At 65.3% G+C, this 16652-nt stretch carries 21 protein-coding genes; 14 read left to right on the plus strand and 7 right to left on the minus strand.

Annotated features, from left to right (window positions below):
- The first annotated feature begins 26 nt into the window (after positions 1-26).
- Together ACTJK6_RS17805 and ACTJK6_RS17810 are read left to right on the plus strand one after the other, a co-directional pair.
- Positions 27-1445: a PLP-dependent aminotransferase family protein gene (locus ACTJK6_RS17805; protein ID WP_440839716.1), complete on the plus strand. Its 1419-nt coding sequence runs from the start codon at positions 27-29 to the stop codon at positions 1443-1445.
- 74 nt (positions 1446-1519) lie between these two features.
- Entirely contained in the window at positions 1520-1975 is a 456-nt protein-coding gene (locus tag ACTJK6_RS17810; RefSeq protein ID WP_440839718.1) for a DUF3005 domain-containing protein, read from the plus strand.
- Positions 1976-2034: 59 nt separating this feature from the next.
- Here ACTJK6_RS17810 and ACTJK6_RS17815 read toward each other — a convergent pair whose 3' ends face one another.
- Positions 2035-2769, minus strand: a complete 735-nt coding sequence (locus ACTJK6_RS17815; protein WP_440839719.1) for an NUDIX hydrolase — start codon at positions 2767-2769, stop codon at positions 2035-2037.
- 96 nt (positions 2770-2865) lie between these two features.
- On the opposite strand from ACTJK6_RS17815, the gene ACTJK6_RS17820 reads away from it, so the two are divergent.
- Complete coding sequence (locus tag ACTJK6_RS17820; RefSeq protein WP_316871759.1) at positions 2866-3909, plus strand: SPFH domain-containing protein; 1044 nt, start codon at positions 2866-2868, stop codon at positions 3907-3909.
- The gene (locus ACTJK6_RS17825) at positions 3906-4838 is read left to right on the plus strand and encodes a sugar kinase (RefSeq protein WP_440839720.1); all 933 of its coding nucleotides are present in this window, start codon (positions 3906-3908) and stop codon (positions 4836-4838) included. Before ACTJK6_RS17820 ends, ACTJK6_RS17825 begins: the two co-directional genes overlap by 4 nt.
- A 49-nt stretch (positions 4839-4887) precedes the next feature.
- Here the strand turns inward: ACTJK6_RS17825 and ACTJK6_RS17830 are convergent, their stop codons facing one another.
- The 3 genes from ACTJK6_RS17830 to ACTJK6_RS17840 are packed head-to-tail and all read right to left on the minus strand — an operon-like array spanning position 4888 to position 6982.
- Positions 4888-5667: an enoyl-CoA hydratase gene (locus ACTJK6_RS17830; RefSeq protein WP_322018569.1), complete on the minus strand. Its 780-nt coding sequence runs from the start codon at positions 5665-5667 to the stop codon at positions 4888-4890.
- A complete protein-coding gene (locus tag ACTJK6_RS17835) occupies positions 5664-6098 on the minus strand; it encodes a MarR family winged helix-turn-helix transcriptional regulator (protein WP_440839721.1) in 435 nt (144 codons plus the stop codon). Before ACTJK6_RS17835 ends, ACTJK6_RS17830 begins: the two co-directional genes overlap by 4 nt.
- Positions 6095-6982, minus strand: coding sequence for an alpha/beta hydrolase family protein (locus ACTJK6_RS17840; RefSeq protein WP_440839722.1), 888 nt, complete (start codon positions 6980-6982; stop codon positions 6095-6097). The genes ACTJK6_RS17835 and ACTJK6_RS17840 overlap by 4 nt, the downstream gene beginning before the upstream one ends.
- Before the next feature lie 117 nt (positions 6983-7099).
- On the opposite strand from ACTJK6_RS17840, the gene ACTJK6_RS17845 reads away from it, so the two are divergent.
- Positions 7100-7456, plus strand: a complete 357-nt coding sequence (locus ACTJK6_RS17845) for an ArsR/SmtB family transcription factor (RefSeq protein ID WP_433868260.1) — start codon at positions 7100-7102, stop codon at positions 7454-7456.
- Positions 7440-8399 carry an SRPBCC family protein gene (locus ACTJK6_RS17850; RefSeq protein ID WP_440839723.1) on the plus strand — a complete coding sequence of 320 codons (960 nt, stop codon included), beginning with the start codon at positions 7440-7442 and terminating at the stop codon, positions 8397-8399. The genes ACTJK6_RS17845 and ACTJK6_RS17850 overlap by 17 nt, the downstream gene beginning before the upstream one ends.
- On the opposite strand, the gene ACTJK6_RS17855 is transcribed toward ACTJK6_RS17850, so the two are convergent.
- On the minus strand, positions 8389-8514 hold the full coding sequence (locus ACTJK6_RS17855; protein ID WP_440839724.1) for a hypothetical protein: 126 nt from the start codon (positions 8512-8514) through the stop codon (positions 8389-8391). The two genes, ACTJK6_RS17850 and ACTJK6_RS17855, sit on opposite strands and share 11 nt — an antisense overlap.
- Positions 8511-8894, minus strand: a complete 384-nt coding sequence (locus tag ACTJK6_RS17860; RefSeq protein ID WP_232039078.1) for a tautomerase family protein — start codon at positions 8892-8894, stop codon at positions 8511-8513. The genes ACTJK6_RS17855 and ACTJK6_RS17860 overlap by 4 nt, the downstream gene beginning before the upstream one ends.
- Before the next feature lie 103 nt (positions 8895-8997).
- On the opposite strand from ACTJK6_RS17860, the gene ACTJK6_RS17865 reads away from it, so the two are divergent.
- From ACTJK6_RS17865 to ACTJK6_RS17875, 3 genes are all read left to right on the plus strand, one after another.
- Positions 8998-9852 carry a LysR family transcriptional regulator gene (locus tag ACTJK6_RS17865; RefSeq protein WP_440839725.1) on the plus strand — a complete coding sequence of 285 codons (855 nt, stop codon included), beginning with the start codon at positions 8998-9000 and terminating at the stop codon, positions 9850-9852.
- Positions 9853-9931: 79 nt separating this feature from the next.
- Entirely contained in the window at positions 9932-10771 is an 840-nt protein-coding gene (locus tag ACTJK6_RS17870) for an AraC family transcriptional regulator (RefSeq protein ID WP_440839726.1), read from the plus strand.
- 2 nt (positions 10772-10773) lie between these two features.
- Positions 10774-11886: an alpha/beta hydrolase family protein gene (locus tag ACTJK6_RS17875; RefSeq protein ID WP_440839727.1), complete on the plus strand. Its 1113-nt coding sequence runs from the start codon at positions 10774-10776 to the stop codon at positions 11884-11886.
- 27 nt (positions 11887-11913) lie between these two features.
- Here ACTJK6_RS17875 and ACTJK6_RS17880 read toward each other — a convergent pair whose 3' ends face one another.
- Entirely contained in the window at positions 11914-13035 is a 1122-nt protein-coding gene (locus tag ACTJK6_RS17880) for a beta-ketoacyl-ACP synthase III (RefSeq protein ID WP_440839729.1), read from the minus strand.
- Positions 13036-13223: 188 nt separating this feature from the next.
- On the opposite strand from ACTJK6_RS17880, the gene copC reads away from it, so the two are divergent.
- The 5 genes from copC (at position 13224) to ACTJK6_RS17905 (ending at position 16644) form a co-directional block, all read left to right on the plus strand.
- Entirely contained in the window at positions 13224-13601 is a 378-nt protein-coding gene (gene copC / locus ACTJK6_RS17885) for a copper homeostasis periplasmic binding protein CopC (protein WP_440839730.1), read from the plus strand.
- A 4-nt stretch (positions 13602-13605) separates the two neighbouring features.
- Positions 13606-14535, plus strand: a complete 930-nt coding sequence (gene copD, locus ACTJK6_RS17890; protein ID WP_440839731.1) for a copper homeostasis membrane protein CopD — start codon at positions 13606-13608, stop codon at positions 14533-14535.
- A 221-nt stretch (positions 14536-14756) separates the two neighbouring features.
- Positions 14757-15431 (plus strand): histidine phosphatase family protein, encoded by a 675-nt coding sequence (locus ACTJK6_RS17895; RefSeq protein WP_440839732.1) that lies wholly within the window; start codon positions 14757-14759, stop codon positions 15429-15431.
- A 47-nt stretch (positions 15432-15478) separates the two neighbouring features.
- A complete protein-coding gene (locus ACTJK6_RS17900) occupies positions 15479-16243 on the plus strand; it encodes an SDR family oxidoreductase (protein WP_232039071.1) in 765 nt (254 codons plus the stop codon).
- Between the two features lie 128 nt (positions 16244-16371).
- Positions 16372-16644, plus strand: coding sequence for a hypothetical protein (locus ACTJK6_RS17905; RefSeq protein WP_440839733.1), 273 nt, complete (start codon positions 16372-16374; stop codon positions 16642-16644).
- Positions 16645-16652: the final 8 nt, after the last annotated feature.

Below are 16652 nucleotides of genomic sequence, written 5' to 3' on the forward strand. Positions count from 1 at the left end.
TTTCACGCTCTACAGCCGTTCGCGCCATGAAACTCCAGATCGACCCCGCCACCCGCGTCCCCATCTCCGACCAGATCGTGGCCGGCGTGCAGGCATGGATCGGCGGCAATGACGTGCGCCCCGGCGCCAAGCTGCCGTCGATCCGGCAACTGGCGGCGGACTACGGCATTAGCCGCTTCCCCGTGATCGAGGCGTATGACCGGCTGGTGTCGCTGGGGCTGCTGGACTCGCGGCACGGCTCCGGTTTCTACGTGGCGGAGAGCAACCTCACCGGGCGCGACGGGCGCGGCTGGTCGGACCCGCGCCGGGCGGAGGCCGAGTCCAAGCACATCTTCGAGCAGTTCAGTTACCCCGACGGCATGCTCAAGCTCGGCGGCGGGTTCGTGCCGGCCGACTGGCGCGATGTGGAAGGCCTGACGCAGGCCATCCGCCAGGTCTCCCGCACCGACACGCACGCCGTCATCGACTATTCGTCACCGCTTGGCAACACCGCGCTGCGTCATCAGGTCATGATGCGAGCACGCCAGCTCGGCATCCAGGCAGACCAGCCCAATGTGCTCATCACCGCCGGCACGAGCCAGGCGATCGACTTGGTGATGCGCCACCTGCTCAAGCCCGGCGACACGGTGTTTGTGGAAGACCCGGGCTATTACACCGTGTTTGGCCTACTGCGGTTGCACGGGGTGAAGCTGGTCGGCATTCCGCGCCGCAGCGACGGGCCCGACGTGGAAGTCACCGAAGCGATGCTGCGCGAGCACCGGCCCAAGCTGTTCTTCATCAACAGCGTGCTGCAGAATCCCACCGGCTCGGTCGTGTCGCCGCCGGTCGCGTTTCGGCTGCTGGAGCTGGCGCGTCGCCACGGCTTCACCTTTCTGGAAGACGACATCTTTGCCGACCTGCAGGCCGATCCGACCGCGCGGCTGGCGACGCTGGACCAGCTCGACCATGTGATCTACGTGGGCGGGTTTTCCAAGACGGTGTCGGCGTCACTGCCGGTGGGTTACCTGATTGCCAAGCGTGAACTGGTGCATGACCTGACCAACGTGAAGATGCTCACCAGCGTGGGCGGCTCGCGCTTTGCCGAGGCCGTGGTGAGCACGCTGCTGGAGCGCGGCGCCTATCGCAAATATGTGGAGCGGCTTCGCCAACGCGCGGGTGACTCCGTCATCGCGTCGCTCGATGTGTTGGCGGATGCGGGCTGGGAGGTGTTTCACCATCCGTCGGGCGGCAACTTCCTGTGGGCGCGGGTGCCGCATGTGGAGGACTCGCGCGATCTGGCGGCTACTGCCGAAAAGCACGGTGTGACGCTGGCGCCGGGGCACTACTTTCGCCCGAACCTGGAAGTATCGCCATGGGTGCGCATCAATAGCGCGTACGCAACGGAGCCGCGTGCGGTGGGGTTCCTGCAGGAGGCAGGGCGCCGGCCTTCGCGCAAGCGGGCCTGAAGCCTCGGGGTCGGGCACGCGCGTTGCGGCGCTGTCGAGGTTCATGCCGCATGCAGCGGCGCAGGAGCCCGATCATGCACAACGCCGAGCACAACCAAGCGCAACCCCAACCCGAAGAGCCGGTGACTCACCGACCGGAGGGCTCCAAGCTGACGGAGCCACCACCCGACTCGCCGCGCGACGACCCGCTTGCGCGCGCCTCCCGTCGCATCCGCTCCGTCGACGCCGCAGGCGCCGAAGCATCTGACAACACCATCGACACAGACGGCAAGGGCCTGGAGGCAGCGAAGAGCCCATCACAATGGCAAGACAACGTCATCTACTCAAACGCGTCGCTGGAGAACAGCCGCCCCGAGCCCGACCCGGCAGCGCCCATCGCAGGGATCGACAGCCGGCCTAACCAGGGGCGTCCGACCATTGCGACGGAGCCCGGCCAGCACGTGGTCATGCGCGGCGTGGTCGATGAAACGGCCCGCAACGGCACGCGCGCGGCGCAGCGGTTTTCGCTGGAAGACGACGAGCAGCCTTAACGTGCCGTGCTGACGCCCTGCCTCAGACCTTGCCTGCGAGTTCGTGCTCAAGCCTGCGCTCAGGCGTTTGAATCCGCTCCGCGTGGGCTGAAGGTGCGCGGAAAAACGACCGGCGTGCTTCGGTCAATCAGGCGGTAGCCCTTGGCAGGGCGATACGAATCGCCTTCTGCCACGCCCGCTTCTTCCAAAAAGTTGGCAGCCAGCATGCGGGTGCGGAAGCCGCTTTTGTCGACCGGACGGCCGAGCACGATCTCGTACATGCGCTGCAACTGCGGCAGCGAGAACGGCTCGGCCAGCAGAAACGCCGGCAACGATGTGTATTCGACCTTGCTGCGCAAACGCTCTACGGCGGTGCGCAAAATCTCTGCATGGTCGAACGCCAGTTCTGGCGCGCGCAGTACATCGTCCACCGCAAACCACGCCACCTCAGCCGCATTGGCGCCCTTGGCAAGCGCCACACCCTGCGCCGGTATCAACGCAAAGTAGACATGCGTGGCAGACCAGCCGCGCGGGTCACGCGTGGCGCTGCCCCAGCTGCCCAACTGCTCCAGATACGGGCTGCCCACGCCGGTCTTCTCCAGCAGCTTGCGGCGCGCGCAATCTTCCAGCGTGGCATCGACGGCCGTATCGACAAATCCGCCCGGCAACGCCCACGCGCCGGAATAGGGCTCCCCTTCCGCATTGGGACGCTGCACGAGCAGCACGCGCAACACGTCGTCCAGCACCGTAAAGATGACGACATCCACGGTGGCGAATGGCAGCGGGAAGGACTTCACGGAAGGTCGGGTGGCCATGGCAGATCACAAATGTCTTGACGGCCCCAATAGTAAGTTGTATTGTCCAACCCATACAAGTTGTACTGTACAACTCAAAACAACAAGGAGGTCATCATGTTCGGCATCCGCTTCATCAAGTCGCAGCCCACCGTTCACCTCATGCAGTTCCGCGCCGGCAAGGTCGTGCGCGAAGGCTCGGGCCTGTCGTTCTTCTATTACGGCCCGACGACCACGCTGGTGGCGGTGCCGGTAGCCAGCCAGGACCGCCCTTTCATCCTTGAACTGGTGACGGCCGACTTCCAGAGCGTGACCGTACAGGGCCAGGTGACGTACCGCATCAGCGACCCGCGCCGCACCGCCGCGATGATGGATTTCTCGCTCGCCAAGAATGGCCAGAGCTACGTGTCCGAAGACCCGACCCGCTTGGGTGACCGTGTAGCGCAGCAGGTGGAAGTGATCGTGCAGCAGGCCGTGCAGGCCATGGAGCTGAAGGCCGCGCTGCGCGCATCGGCGGCCATCGCACGCACCGCGCAAGCCGAGTTGGCTGCGCAGCCTGAAATTGCCGCATTGGGGCTGGAGATCCTGGGCGTGTCGGTCATGGCGGTCAAGCCGACGCCTGACATCGCCCGCGCACTGGAAGCCGAAGCGCGCGAATCCAACCTCAAGGCCGCGGATGACGCTGTCTATTTGCGCCGCATGTCGGCCGTGGAAAACGAACGCGCCATCCGTCAGAACGAGCTGGACACCGACATTGCGGTTGAGCAGAAGAAGCGCCAGATCCGCGAGACGCAGATGGAAGCCAAGGCCACGCTGATGCGCAAGGAGAACGCCCTGCGCAACGAACAGATGGCCGCCGATGTGGAACTCGAAGGCCAGCGCAAGGCCTTCGTGGCCGGCCAGGCCGAGAACAGCCGCACGCTGGCCGAAGCCGAGGCCTACCGCGTGGCCGCTGTCATGCAGGCGCTGGAAAAGGCCGACCCGCGCATCGTCAACGCGCTGGCTGCGGCCGGCATGCAGCCCGGCCAGCTCATCGCGCAGGCCTTTGGCGGCATTGCCGAACGTGCGGAACGCATCGGCCAATTGAACGTGTCGCCGGACCTGCTGCAAGGGCTGATGAACGCCACCCCGCCCAACGCCACCGCACGGGCCGCATCATGAGCAACGAAGGCCGCAAGGTTGTGCTGGTGACGCGCCGCACCCGGCTTGAAGAGCTGGTGGCGCGCCACCACACGCTGGCACAGGCGAAGTTCTATCTGGAACACCTGGGCGCCGATTTTTCCGACTACCTGGCCGAGAACGCCGCCTACGCACGCAGCCTCGAAATCACCGTGCGCGCGCTGGAAACCTGGGGCCGCTATCAGGTGGTGGATCGCGGCTACCTGCCCAACTTCATCTTTGCGCCGGACGATATCGTCGTAGCGCTCGGGCAAGACGGGCTGGTCGCCAACTCGATGAAGTATCTCGACGGCCAGCCGCTGATCGGCCTGAACCCCGAGCCCGGCCGCTGGGACGGCGTGCTGCTGCCCTTCGAGCCGAAAGATCTCGGCACCGTGCTGGCCGACGTGGCGCGCGACAAGCGCCCCACCAAAGCCGTGACGATGGCCGAAGCGCGCCTGTCCGACGGACAGGTGCTGCGCGCCGTCAACGACCTGTTTATCGGACCGCGCACGCATGCGTCTGCGCTGTATGAAATCGAGCTGGGTGAGCAGCGTGAAGCGCAATCGTCGTCGGGCATCATCGTCGCCACAGGACTGGGTTCGACGGCGTGGTTGAAGAGCATCGTGACCGGCTCGATAGGCGTCGCACGCGCAATGCATGCCGGCGGAGACGGCTTCCGCTACGAACCCGAACCGTGGGACACCCCGCAACTGACGTTCGCCGTGCGCGAGCCGTTTCCGAGCCGCGCATCGCAGGCCACGCTAGTGTTCGGGCATGTGGATGCGGATCAACCGCTCAAGCTGCGCTCGCGCATGCCGGAGAACGGCGTGATCTTTTCCGATGGCATGGAGGCCGATTACCTGCGTTTTACCGCCGGCATGGAAGCGACGATTTCCGTGGCGGCCACGCAAGGGCGCTTGGCGGTTTGAATGAAAAAAGGCGGCCGGACCAGGGCCGCCGAAGGAGACACCGCCGCGCTCAATGCGCCACGGCGTTGAAATTGGGCGGCCGTCGATCGACAAACGCCCGGAAGGCTTCATGCGCCTCCGGAGACTGCAGCCGCTGCGCAAAGCAGGCGCTCTCCGCATCCATCTGCTGCTTGAGCAGTTCGGCATCGCGCATCAGGCGCTTGGTTTCGGTCAGGGCGCCCAGCGGCTGGCGCGCCAATCGCGCCGCAATGGCCTGCGCCTCCGTGCCAAGCTGGTACAGCGGCACCACCCGATTCGCCAAACCCCACGCGAGCGCCGATTCCGCGCTCACCGCATCGCCCAGCGCGAACATCTCGAACGCGCGCACGTGGCCCAGTCGGGCGGGCATCAGCAGGCTCGATGCCGCTTCGGGCACCAGCGCCAGATTGACGAACGGCGTGGAAAGCTGCGCGTTGTCCGCCAACAGCACGAAGTCGCAATGCAGCAGCATGGTCGTGCCGATGCCGACCGCGCGACCTTGCACCGCAGCCACCAGCGGACGCGTGGCCCGCGCCAGTGCATGCAGGAAGCGGATGACGTTGCGTTCACCACCGCCTTTGCCGCCAGTCATGGCAATCGATGCGAATTCGCCGATGTCGTTGCCGGCGGAGAACATGTCGCCTTCGGCGCGCAGCAACACTACGCGCACAGTGTTGTCGCGTTCGGCGGCGCTCAGCGCATCGGCCAGCGCGCCGTACATCGCATCGGTGATGGCGTTCTTCTTGTCGGCGCGTGCCAGGGTGAGCGTCAAAACGCCGTCGGCGTTGTGGCTCTGGATGTGTTCACTCATTGCTCGTCTCCGGTGGGGAACTTGGTTTGCAGACTGGCCAGCCAGCGTGCGACAACGTCGATCTCGGCGTCGGTAAAACCTTCGGTCAGCCGCGCGTTCAATTCGGCCAGGCCGTTGCGTGTTTCGGCCAAAGCGTCGCGGCCGGCCGGCGTGATCCAGAGCTGCCACGCGCGGCCATCCTTGGCATCGGCGCGGCGCTCGATGAGGCCCGCGTCGACAGAGCGATCGACCAGGCCGCTCATGGCGGAGGGGCCGAGGTCCAACGCGCCGCCGGCTTCGCGCATCAACGCGCCGTCGTTCTTCTCCAGGAAGAACAGCAGGCCGGATTGCGCGGCGGTCACACCCTCGCCGGTGCGCGATTGAATCCAGCGCTGCAGGCGGCGTTGCCCAACGCTGATCAGATAGACGAGGCGGCGGTCGGGTGCTGTCATGCGGCCTCCGCTTCGTTGCGTGTGGCGGCGGCACGCTCGCGCAGCCAATCCACCAGACCTGGCCACAGCGTGGCGGCAAACTGCGAACGGAAGAAGCCCATGTGCCCCACCGCGCCGCCGGCCTGCGCAGGCGCGATCTGCCGGCGCTCGACCCACGTGTTCGTGAAGTGCATGGTCAACGCGTTGATGGCGGCGGGCGTGGCCCACGGGTCGTCGTCAAAGCCGTAGACGAGCACGGGGTGCGTCACGCGGTTGAATCGCTCGATGGCGCCGAGCGTGGGGTCATCAAAAAAGTAGCGCTGCATGCCAGCCCATGCGCCCCATTCAATGGCGACGCCGCCCGGCAGGTCTTCGCCCAGGCCGAGGCGCTTGCCGGGCACGTAGCCGATCAGCCGGGCCATCAACGGGCCAACGGCGCGCAGGATCAGCTCCACGCGCCAGCGTTCGCCGCGTTGGCGGATGAAGCGCGAGTTGCCCGTGTGGCAGGCTACTTGCACCACGCCCGCGACATCCCAGTCGGCGCAGCACAGGCCGATGGCGTGGCCGCCGACCGAGTGTCCGACCGCCAGTTGCGGCAGTTCCGGATAACGCGCCTTCGCCCATCGCATCACGCCTTCTGCGTCGAGCAGCGCCCAGTCGCGCATGCGGGCCGCAAAACGCCGCAGGCTCTTGGGCCGGGATGCGCCGATGCCACGGTAGTCGTACGTAATCGTGTGAAAGCCGCGCTCGGCCAGAAACTTGGCAAACGCTTGATAGATGCGCTGCGGCACGCCCGTGGCCGGATGCATGACCACCACGCCCTGCGGCGTGCTGGCAGCCGTCCAGAGCATGGCGCCCAGCGGGTAGGCGTCGGTGGCGAGAATCGTTTGCGGCGTGCTGTCCATGACGTCGATTTAGTTCGTATGCGAAGTGTTTTACTTTGTATGCGAAGTAAATCGGTGTGTCAAACACGGAAAGATAAAGTACTTGCTTAACTATTCAGAGTCGCTATAGTTAACCACATGCTTAACCATGACACTTCCCTCAATCTCGCCTTCCAGGCGCTGGCCGACGGCAACCGGCGCGCGATGCTGGTCCAGCTCGTGCGCGGGCCGGCGTCGGTGAGCGAACTTGCCCAACCTCTCGATATCTCGCTGCCTGCGGTGATGCAGCACCTGGCGGTGCTAGAGCACTCCGGTCTCGTGCGATCGGAAAAGGTGGGCCGCGTGCGGACTTGCCGTATCGAACCCGAGGCGCTGAGCCTCGCAGAGCAGTGGATCAACCAGCGGCGCCTGGAGTGGGAACAGCACTTCGACCGCCTCGGCGCCTATCTGGAAACTCTGAAAACTGAAGGAGACTTGCATGACGACGACCATTGACAGCCCCGCCGGCACGACCCTGCGCCCCCTCGTGATCTCGCGCACCTTCCCCGTATCGCGCGACTGGGTGTTCAAGGCGTGGAGCACCGCCGAGCACATCAAGCGATGGTTCTGCCCGACGCACTTCACGGTGCCCGAAGCGACGGTCGAGTTTCGCGTGGGCGGCAAATTTGACGTCTGCATGCGCTCGCCCGAGGGGCAAGACCACTGGTCGCGCGGCCACTTTCTTGAGATCGTGCCTAACGCGCGCCTCGTCATCGACATGAACGTTGTAGACGGCGACAACCGCCCGCTGATGAACGCCCACACCGTCGTCACGTTTGCCGAAGAGTGCGGGGGCACACGCATGGAAGTCACGCAAACCCACACGCCGCTCGCCCCGATTGCCGAGATGATGATCAAGGGCGCGTCCGAAGGCTGGAAGCAGACGCTCGACAAGCTGGATCGCGAAGCCGCAAGCGTGCCGGTGGCCGATGGCATCCAGCGCTCGGTCGTGCATGCCACCTTCACGGTGGAGCGCACGTACGATGCGCCGCGCGCGCGCGTGTTCAAGGCGTTGACCGACCCGGCCGCCAAGGCCAAGTGGTTTGCCGGCGGCAACGGCTACACGCTGCTCGTGCGTGAGATGGACGCCACGCCCGGCGGCCGCGAAATCGTCAAGGGCCGTTGGGACAGCGGTGTCGTCTCCAGCTTCGAGGCGCTGTATCACGACGTCATCCCGAACGAACGCGTCGTCTATTCGTACGTGATGCACCTGGACGATCGCAAGATCTCCGCCTCGCTCGCCACGTTGGAGTTGCGTGAGCCCAAGGACGGCTCCGGCGGCACGCACCTCGTCATGACCGAGCAAGGCGCCTTCCTGGATGGCTACGACGATTCCGGATCGCGCGAGCGCGGCACGCAGTTCCTGCTCGACATGCTGGGCAACTCGCTCAAGGACTGAGCCTGTGCAATACGTCGCGCGCGACGGCCGCCAACGTGACCGCCGCGCCGACGATCAACACTGCTGCCCACAACACACCGCCCAGGTGCGCCAGCAGCGCCTGGCGCGGCGTCATTTCGCGTACTGCGCGAGACCGTTACCGAACGACCAGTTCTCGGGCAGCACCTCCACCAGGTTGATGAACACGTCTTCGGGCCGCACGCCGGGCTTGTCGCCCAGCAACTCGACGATGCGGCGATAGAGCGCCTGCTTCTGCTGCAGGTTGCGCGTGTTGTTCGCGGTGATCTGGATGATCACCACGTCGTCGCTGCGCGCGATGCCGAAGTAGTTCGGGCTGACGCTGAAGGTGCTGGCGTCGTGCTCGGTCAGCGTCATGAAGCGGTCGTCTTCCGGCACGTTGAACGTCTCGCGCATGGCGCGATAGACGCCGTCGAAGAGGGCCTGGTGATAAGCGGCAGGCTTGCCGCGCCGCAGCGACACTTGAACGAGAGGCATGGTCCACTCCTTGGTTTGCAGTGACCACAGAATGCCCCACGTTGATCATTGAAAAAAGGCATCCTAAGCTATTTCAATCATTCGATTTCAAAATGATTGAACCATGAGGATGCTCGATCTGGAGGCCGTCCAGGCCTTCGTGCTGACCGCCGATCTGAAGAGCTTCACGCGCGCGGCGCAGGCCATGGATTCCACGCAATCCGCCGTGAGCCTGAAGATCAAGCGGCTGGAAGAGGTGCTGGGCCGCCGGCTTCTGGAACGCACGCCGCGTCTCGTGCGGCTGTCTCAGGATGGCGCGGCGTTTCTGGCGGCAGCGCGTGACCTGGTCGCTGCGCACGAAGGCGCCCTGGGCTCGTTTGGCGTGGAACGGCGACGCTTGTCGGTCGGGATGAGCCACCACATCGTCGGCGCGGAACTGCCGCGCCTGCTGCGACAGATGGGCCGGGCCGAACCGACGCTCACACTGGAGATCCGCATCGCCAGTTCCTGGGAAGTCCTGGAGATGTTCGAAGCCGGCGTGTTGGATGCCGCCATCGTGCTGCGCCACGACAACCGGCGCACCGACGGCGAAGTCCTCATGGAAGAGCCGTTCGGCTGGATGGCCGCACCGGATTTCGAGCACCGCGCGGGCGAACCCCTCCGCTTGGCGAATCAGACCGAAACGTGCCGCATACGGCAAATGGCAACGACGGCATTGGACGCCGCGGGCATCGCCTGGCAAGAGGTGTTTATCGGCGGCGGCGTCGCCACCATTGGCGCGGCGGTGGCAGCCGGTCTAGCAGTCGCGGCATTGAGCCGACGCGTGGCACCCGCCGGCACCATCGATGTGGGCGAAGCGCTCGGTCTGCCGCCGCTTCCATCGCGCAGCGTGGTGCTGCATTCGCGGCTCGCCGATCCGACTGCAAAGAAGGCGCTGCGGACCTTCGCCTCCACCTTGCGGGCCACGGGCGGACGGTAGCGGAACGCCCTTCCCCCCACGCGCATTTTGCGCAATCGCTGCGCCGCACAGCGCCTGCGGGGCGACTATGCTTTGCCGCATGAAGCCCCGCACTGAACACGACTACCACCGCCGCATCGCCCGCGTGATCGAGGCGATCCTGGCCGACCCTGCAGCGCCGCATACCGTGCAGAGCCTGGCGGCGGTGGCGCACCTGTCTCCGTTTCATTTTCATCGCATTTACCGGGCGCTCACTGGCGAAGGGGTGTTTGAGACCGTCCAGCGCATGCGGCTGGCGCAGGCTGCGCACCGGTTGAGCGGCGCAGAAGATTCCGTCACCGACGTCGCGCTCAACGTCGGCTATGGAAGCCCGCAGGCATTCGCTCGCGCCTTTCGCGAGTTCACCGGCGTGAGCCCGCGCGCGTTCCAGACCCGGCAGCAGGCGCTGAATGCGCGCAGCACCGAGACTGCAGACCTGCCGCCCATCGAGCTGATCGAACAGCCGCCTCTGCACGCGCTCTGCCTGCGCCACGACGGCCCCGTTGCGACCATTCGCCAGACGTTTGTCATGCTGCGGCAACTGCTTGGCATCGATATGGAATCGGCGGATGCGCCTGACCGCATTGGCGTTTGCTATGGCGACCCGGAAACGCCTGGCTCGTTCGAATACTTCGCGGGCGTGATCCTCGATACGCCGCGCGCGATCACTGGCCGCCTGCTGCCGATGCGCATCGAAGGCGGTTTCTACGCTTGCCATCGGCTGATCGGCCCCTATGCGCTGATCGCGCCCACCATGCAGGCGCTCTACGGCGGTTGCCTCCCAAGCTACGGCTTCGAACCGGACGACCGGCCGGCGCTTGAGTTGTATCGCAGCCCCGGGCGGCACCACCCGCCTCGCGCCTGCGTGACTGACTTGATGATCCCCATCCGCAAGGAGTAAAGATGTTGCGTCGTTGCCTTGCCGCCGCGCTGGCGGCCTTTGCCATGGGCGCTGCCTATGGCGGTTCCGCTGACGAGCCCGCAGCGCCGTACCACGTGGGTGAAACTACCCGCGCGTTCCACCCGCAGGCTGAACGCCATTGGCGCGGCGCACGTACGCGGGCGCTCATTACCAACGTCTGGTATCCGGTGGACGTTTCTCTGCCGGAGGTTTCGCACAACGTCGATGCACCGGGCCGGTCGCCGTTCCGCATGCAGCCATCTGCGGGCGAAGCGCCCGTCGCGTCAGCGCAGGCGCAATATCCCTTGCTGCTGCTTTCACATGGCACCGGCGGCACGGCTGGGAGCCTCGATTGGATGGCCGCTGCTCTGGCCGCGCACGGCTACATCGTCGCGGGCGTGAACCACCCGGGCAACACGGCGCTGGAACCGCTCACGCACGACGGCTTCATGCTGTGGTGGGAGCGCGCCACCGATGTGAGCGAAGTGTTGGATGGCGTGCTCGCCGATCCCGTATTGGACGCGCATGTCGATCGCACGCGCATCGGCGCAGTGGGCTTTTCATTGGGCGGCTATACCGTGCTGGAGCTGGCCGGTGCGCGCACGGATGTCGCCGCCTTCATGGCGTTCTGCAGCTCGCCAAAGGGCGATGCAATCTGCCATCCGCCGGAGATGGCCCGCGCGCAGATCAACCCGGCTGCCGACACAACGAGGTCACCGCAGACGGAAGCGTCCCTCGCCCGCTCCGGTGCGTCTTACCGCGACGCACGCATCAAAGCCGTCTTTGCGATGGCGCCTGCACTGGGCATGGCGATGGACGCCACGTCGCTCGGCAACATCAGCATTCCGGTCTCACTGATGGCCGGAGACGCGGATGTCACCGTGCCCGTCGACACCAACGTGCGACGCGTCGCCAAGATGCTGCCCAAGGCCGATCTGCTGCTGGTGCCGGGCGCGTCGCACTACACGTTCATGGATACGTGCCTGCCCGGCGCCGCATCCCATGTGCCGCTGCTGTGCAAGGACAACCCCGGCGTGGATCGCGATGCGGTACATGCCCAGGCCGTGCGCCGGGCGCTGGACTTTTTCGGGGCGACGCTGCCCGCTCAAAGCTGAGCATCGCCGGCGATTCGATGCGAGTGATTACAGCTTCTGCACTGCCACGCTGCCGATCGAATAGCCCGCGCCAAACGAGCAGATCATGCCCAGATCGCCCGACTTCAGGTCGGCACGATGACGGTGGAACGCAATGATGGAACCTGCTGATGCGGTGTTGGCGAACTCATCCAGAATGACTGGCGCCTCGTCGGCCGATGCATCGTGCCCAAGCAGGCGCTTGCCGATCAGCTGGTTCATCGCCAGGTTGGCCTGATGCAGCCAGAAGCGGCGCACGTCGGCCGGGGCGTGGCCCAGTTGCTGCAGATGGCCGGCAATGTGTTCGGCGGCCATCGGGCAGACTTCCTTGAAGACCTTGCGGCCTTCCTGGCGGAAGAGCTGATCGCGATCGTCCGGGTTGCGGTCTTCGCTGCGCGAGAGGTAGCCGGCGTTGTTGCGGATGTTGTTGGAAAAGCTCGTCGCGCATTTGGTGCCGAGCACGCGCCAGGCGTCGGCCGAGCGCGTGTCTTCGGCGCGCTCGACCAGCACGGCCGTGCACACGTCGCCAAAGATGAAGTGGCAATCGCGGTCTTTCCAATCGAGGTGGCCGGAGGTGATTTCCGGGCTCACCACCAGCGCGGCGCGCGCCGTGCCGCTGCGCACGGCATTGATGGCCTGCTCCAGCCCGAAGGTGGCCGACGAGCACGCGACGTTCATGTCGAACGCATAACCGCCCGCGCCAATGCCGTTCTGGATCTCCACGCCCAATGCCGGATACGGGCGTTGGAAGTTGGACGTCGCGCACAGCAGCATGTCGACGTGTGCGGCATCGCGGCCGGCGGCGGCCAATGCATCGCGCGCGGCGGCCACGCCAATCTCGGCTTGCAGCGACAGCGCATCGTCCGGGCGCGGCGTCAGATGCGGGCGCATGCGCGTGGGGTCCAGCACGCCGGCCTTGTCGACCACGTAGCGCTGGCGAATACCCGACGCCTTCTCGATGAACTCCGCCGACGACTCCGCCAGCGCCGTCAACTCGCCCGCAGCAATCGCTGCGGCGTGCTGCGCGTTGTAGAGCTGTGCGTATGCGTTGTAGGAGGCGACCAGCTCCTCGTTGGTGATGACCTCGGGCGCGACCCACAGGCCCGTGCCGCTGATAACGACGTCGTGCATACCCGGAATGTGTGAATTTTTCGTGGCGGCGACGATAGCACATCGGCCTGGCAATGCGGGGCGCAGGATGTGGTCGTTTACATCTACTTTGACCTTGCGCTCCCACGCGCACATGGGCCGGCGGGCAACCCCAGCGGAAAACAATGCGTTACGCTAACCGCCATCTCGCAACTTCGCAGGAAACCCGCATGTCTATGCCCAGAACTTCCCGACTTGCCCAAGCGTGCGTGGCCGTGGGTGCCGCCCTCGTCACCACGCTGGCGCTGGCCCATCCGAAGCTGCTCTCGGCCAATCCTGCCGACAAATCGACGGGACCTGCGCCGGCCCAGATTGCGCTCCATTTCTCGGAAAAACTGGTCGCGCAGTTCTGCGACGCAACGCTGGTCATGACGGCAGCATCCGGCCCCACAACTGTGGCCGCCAAGATTGCCACCGGCAGCGACGGGCGCACGCTGACCGTATCCCCCACGCAGCCCCTCGCGCCCGGGGCCTACCGCGTCGACTGGCATGTCGTGGCCGCAGACACCCACCGCGTGGCCGGCAACCTCACGTTCCAGGTGAAGTAACGCAATGCCGGAGGACTGGCTGGCCGTCACCCTGCGCTTTGCGCTGTATCTGGATTTGATGGTGCTCTTTGGCGTATCGCTCTTCAGCCTTTACGCGCTGCACCCAACCGATCGGCCGTCGGCCATCTCGCGGTTGTACGGCAGGGTGACCGAAGCATCGGTATTGGCCGGCATCGTGCTGTCGATCTGGGATGTGGTGGCCATGGCCGAAGCGATGACCGGCGCCACGCGCTACAGCGAGCTGACCCGCCATGTCTTCGACATGATCCTGACCGGCACGGCAGTCGGCGCGGCATGGCTGGTGCGCGTAGTGGTGCTTGCCGCCGGTCTGGTCGTGGGAATCGCATGGCGCGGAAATACCCGCCGCCAACGAGCGGGGTTTGCTGCTTCGGGCGCCATCGCACTCGCCACGCTTGCGTGGGCCGGGCACGGCGCCATGGACGACGGCGCGCGCGGCATGTTCCATCTCGCCGCCGACATCGCACATCTGCTGGCGGCTGGCATGTGGGTGGGTGCGCTGGTCGCTTTCGTGTTGCTGTCGTCGGCTGCGGAGGCCAGCACGCCAGATTCGGTGCAAACACTCAGCCGTGCCGCACGCGGCTTCGCGACCATCGGTACGTGCATCGTTGGGATGTTGGTCGCCACGGGCGTCGTCAACTACGTGTTTGTCGCCGGCCCAACGTTCGATCCACTCTTCACCATGCCGTATGGATGGTTACTGCTTGGCAAGCTCACGCTGTTTGCGTTGATGCTCGCGCTGGCTGCAGGCAACCGCTATCGATTGAGCCCCCGGCTTGCAGCCGCCATCCGCACGGGCGACTACACGGGCGCTATCAAGACGCTGCGCACCAGCCTGCTGGTGGAAACCTGTCTTGCCACGCTGATCCTGGCGCTTGTGGCGTGGCTTGGCATGCTTTCGCCGTTGCCTTCGTAGCGCCCGCACAGGCAGCAAAGCAACGCGGACGTTGGTGCCCCTTCCGGCGTGGCGCGCACCGTTTCCACCTGGATACGGACCTTGCGCAATGGATGGGTGACGAGACCTGGGGCATGCGACCAGGACTATTCATCGCATGCATTACCGGTCATTCAAAGAATAAATTTCACAAATAATGCGTGCGCCGCTAATCTGATCCTCTTTGATTTGGCGAGCAGACGATGGCGGAGCTTTATCTCGTACGGCACGGACAAGCCTCGTTTGGCGCGGCAGATTACGACCGGCTCTCCGAACGCGGCGAGCAGCAGAGCCTCTGGCTTGGTGAATATTTCGCGCGACATGACATCGTTTTTGATCGCGTCATCTGCGGCACCCTGCGCCGACATGAGCAGACCGTCGACGGCATCCTGCGCGGCATGGGCACTTCGGGCATGGCGGTAGAGCAGCATGCCGGGCTGAACGAATACGACTTCCAGGGGCTGTTTGCCGCGCTCGGCGAAGATTTTCCAGAGCTGACGCAACTGGCTTCGGGCTCGATGCGCGATCACTACCGGGCGCTCAAGCAGGTGCTGCACCTGTGGTCGGACGACAAGATCCGCGGACCGCTGCCAGAGACGTGGGCCGCCTTCCAGCAGCGCGTGGCCGATGCACGCGCCGCGATCCAGGCCGGCGGCGGGCAGCGTGTGCTGGCGATCAGTTCTGGCGGCCCCATCGCCGTGACCGCACAGCAGGTGCTAGCCGCACCGCCCACCAGCGCCATTGCGCTGAACCTGCAGATCCGCAACAGCAGCGTCTCGCAATATTTCTTCAACGCCGAATCGTTTCAGCTCGCCACCTTCAACAGCATCCCGCATCTGGACGATCCGACGCGACGCGCTTTCCAGACATACGGTTGATCGCCCTGGCGGCCGACCAAAACACAAAACCATTGGAGGAGCACACCATGAGCACGAACCTGTTCGACCTGACCGGAAAGATCGCCCTGGTCACCGGCGCCAGCCGCGGCATTGGCGAGGAGATTGCCAAGCTGCTGGCAGAACAAGGCGCGCACGTGATCGTGTCGAGCCGCAAGCTGGGCGACTGCGAGGTCGTGGCCGAACGCATCCGCGAAGCCGGCGGCAAAGCTGAAGCCCTCGCCTGCCACGTCGGGCGCATGGAAGACATTGCGGCGGCGTTCGACACCATCCGCCGCACGCACGGCCGGCTAGACATTCTCATCAACAACGCGGCGGCAAACCCGCACTTCGGCCACATCCTCGACACGGATCTGGCGGCCTACGAGAAGACCGTGGAGGTGAACATCCGCGGCTACTTCTTCATGTCGGTCGAAGCCGGCAAGATGATGAAGGCGCAGGGCGGCGGCGCGATCGTCAATACGGCGTCGGTCAATGCGCTGCACCCGGGCGACAAGCAGGGCATCTACTCCATCACCAAGGCCGCCGTGGCCCACATGACGCGCGCGTTCGCCAAGGAATGCGGGCCCTTCGGCATTCGCGTGAACGCGCTGCTGCCGGGGCTGACCAAGACCAAGTTCGCGGGCGCCCTGTTCGAAGACAAGGCTACGTACGACCGCTGGATCAGCGAGATCCCGATGCGCCGCCACGCCGAGCCGCGCGAGATGGCCGGCACGGTGCTTTACCTCGTGTCAGATGCAGCGAGCTACACCAACGGCGAGTGCATCGTCGTCGATGGCGGCATGACGGTCTGACAATGGGGCGCTTACCGCATCGGCTGAGCCGCCTGTCACACTAGTGCGGCGCGGCCGCAACATCGTCCTTGAAATCTGTGAATACCTGTATATATTTACAGTAACTGTAAATTTATACAGCATTCACCATGGACGATCTGATCCGCATCGAAAACGAGTACGACCGCCAGACGGTGCTCTGGCTGCGCGAGCGCCTGGGTGAACAGGCGCTGAACGAAGTCGTGTTGCGCATGGATGTGCGCGGGCGGCCCTATGCGTCGGGAGTCTGCCGTACCCTGGGCCTGACGCCGCCGCCGCGCAAGCGGGCGACACCGCGTGCGCGACCGCTCAACCGGGCCGTTGGCGAGGCCTATCTGGCTACCATTCGCGGCATCCTGGGCGGCGGGCACGCGGCGGCGTAAGGCTGGCG

Source organism: Ralstonia sp. 22086 (genome assembly GCF_052045975.1).
Lineage (GTDB): Bacteria > Pseudomonadota > Gammaproteobacteria > Burkholderiales > Burkholderiaceae > Ralstonia > Ralstonia wenshanensis.

Excerpts from the sequence above, each read along its gene's own strand:
- ACTJK6_RS17805 (WP_440839716.1), top strand. The coding sequence starts at position 27 with ATGAAACTCCAGATCGACCCCGCCACCCGCGTCCCCATCTCCGACCAG.
- ACTJK6_RS17810 (WP_440839718.1), top strand. The coding sequence starts at position 1,520 with ATGCACAACGCCGAGCACAACCAAGCGCAACCCCAACCCGAAGAGCCG.
- ACTJK6_RS17815 (WP_440839719.1), bottom strand. The coding sequence starts at position 2,769 with ATGGCCACCCGACCTTCCGTGAAGTCCTTCCCGCTGCCATTCGCCACC.
- ACTJK6_RS17820 (WP_316871759.1), top strand. The coding sequence starts at position 2,866 with ATGTTCGGCATCCGCTTCATCAAGTCGCAGCCCACCGTTCACCTCATG.
- ACTJK6_RS17825 (WP_440839720.1), top strand. The coding sequence starts at position 3,906 with ATGAGCAACGAAGGCCGCAAGGTTGTGCTGGTGACGCGCCGCACCCGG.
- ACTJK6_RS17830 (WP_322018569.1), bottom strand. The coding sequence starts at position 5,667 with ATGAGTGAACACATCCAGAGCCACAACGCCGACGGCGTTTTGACGCTC.
- ACTJK6_RS17835 (WP_440839721.1), bottom strand. The coding sequence starts at position 6,098 with ATGACAGCACCCGACCGCCGCCTCGTCTATCTGATCAGCGTTGGGCAA.
- ACTJK6_RS17840 (WP_440839722.1), bottom strand. The coding sequence starts at position 6,982 with ATGGACAGCACGCCGCAAACGATTCTCGCCACCGACGCCTACCCGCTG.
- ACTJK6_RS17845 (WP_433868260.1), top strand. The coding sequence starts at position 7,100 with ATGCTTAACCATGACACTTCCCTCAATCTCGCCTTCCAGGCGCTGGCC.
- ACTJK6_RS17850 (WP_440839723.1), top strand. The coding sequence starts at position 7,440 with ATGACGACGACCATTGACAGCCCCGCCGGCACGACCCTGCGCCCCCTC.
- ACTJK6_RS17855 (WP_440839724.1), bottom strand. The coding sequence starts at position 8,514 with ATGACGCCGCGCCAGGCGCTGCTGGCGCACCTGGGCGGTGTGTTGTGG.
- ACTJK6_RS17860 (WP_232039078.1), bottom strand. The coding sequence starts at position 8,894 with ATGCCTCTCGTTCAAGTGTCGCTGCGGCGCGGCAAGCCTGCCGCTTAT.
- ACTJK6_RS17865 (WP_440839725.1), top strand. The coding sequence starts at position 8,998 with ATGAGGATGCTCGATCTGGAGGCCGTCCAGGCCTTCGTGCTGACCGCC.
- ACTJK6_RS17870 (WP_440839726.1), top strand. The coding sequence starts at position 9,932 with ATGAAGCCCCGCACTGAACACGACTACCACCGCCGCATCGCCCGCGTG.
- ACTJK6_RS17875 (WP_440839727.1), top strand. The coding sequence starts at position 10,774 with ATGTTGCGTCGTTGCCTTGCCGCCGCGCTGGCGGCCTTTGCCATGGGC.
- ACTJK6_RS17880 (WP_440839729.1), bottom strand. The coding sequence starts at position 13,035 with ATGCACGACGTCGTTATCAGCGGCACGGGCCTGTGGGTCGCGCCCGAG.
- copC (WP_440839730.1), top strand. The coding sequence starts at position 13,224 with ATGTCTATGCCCAGAACTTCCCGACTTGCCCAAGCGTGCGTGGCCGTG.
- copD (WP_440839731.1), top strand. The coding sequence starts at position 13,606 with ATGCCGGAGGACTGGCTGGCCGTCACCCTGCGCTTTGCGCTGTATCTG.
- ACTJK6_RS17895 (WP_440839732.1), top strand. The coding sequence starts at position 14,757 with ATGGCGGAGCTTTATCTCGTACGGCACGGACAAGCCTCGTTTGGCGCG.
- ACTJK6_RS17900 (WP_232039071.1), top strand. The coding sequence starts at position 15,479 with ATGAGCACGAACCTGTTCGACCTGACCGGAAAGATCGCCCTGGTCACC.
- ACTJK6_RS17905 (WP_440839733.1), top strand. The coding sequence starts at position 16,372 with ATGGACGATCTGATCCGCATCGAAAACGAGTACGACCGCCAGACGGTG.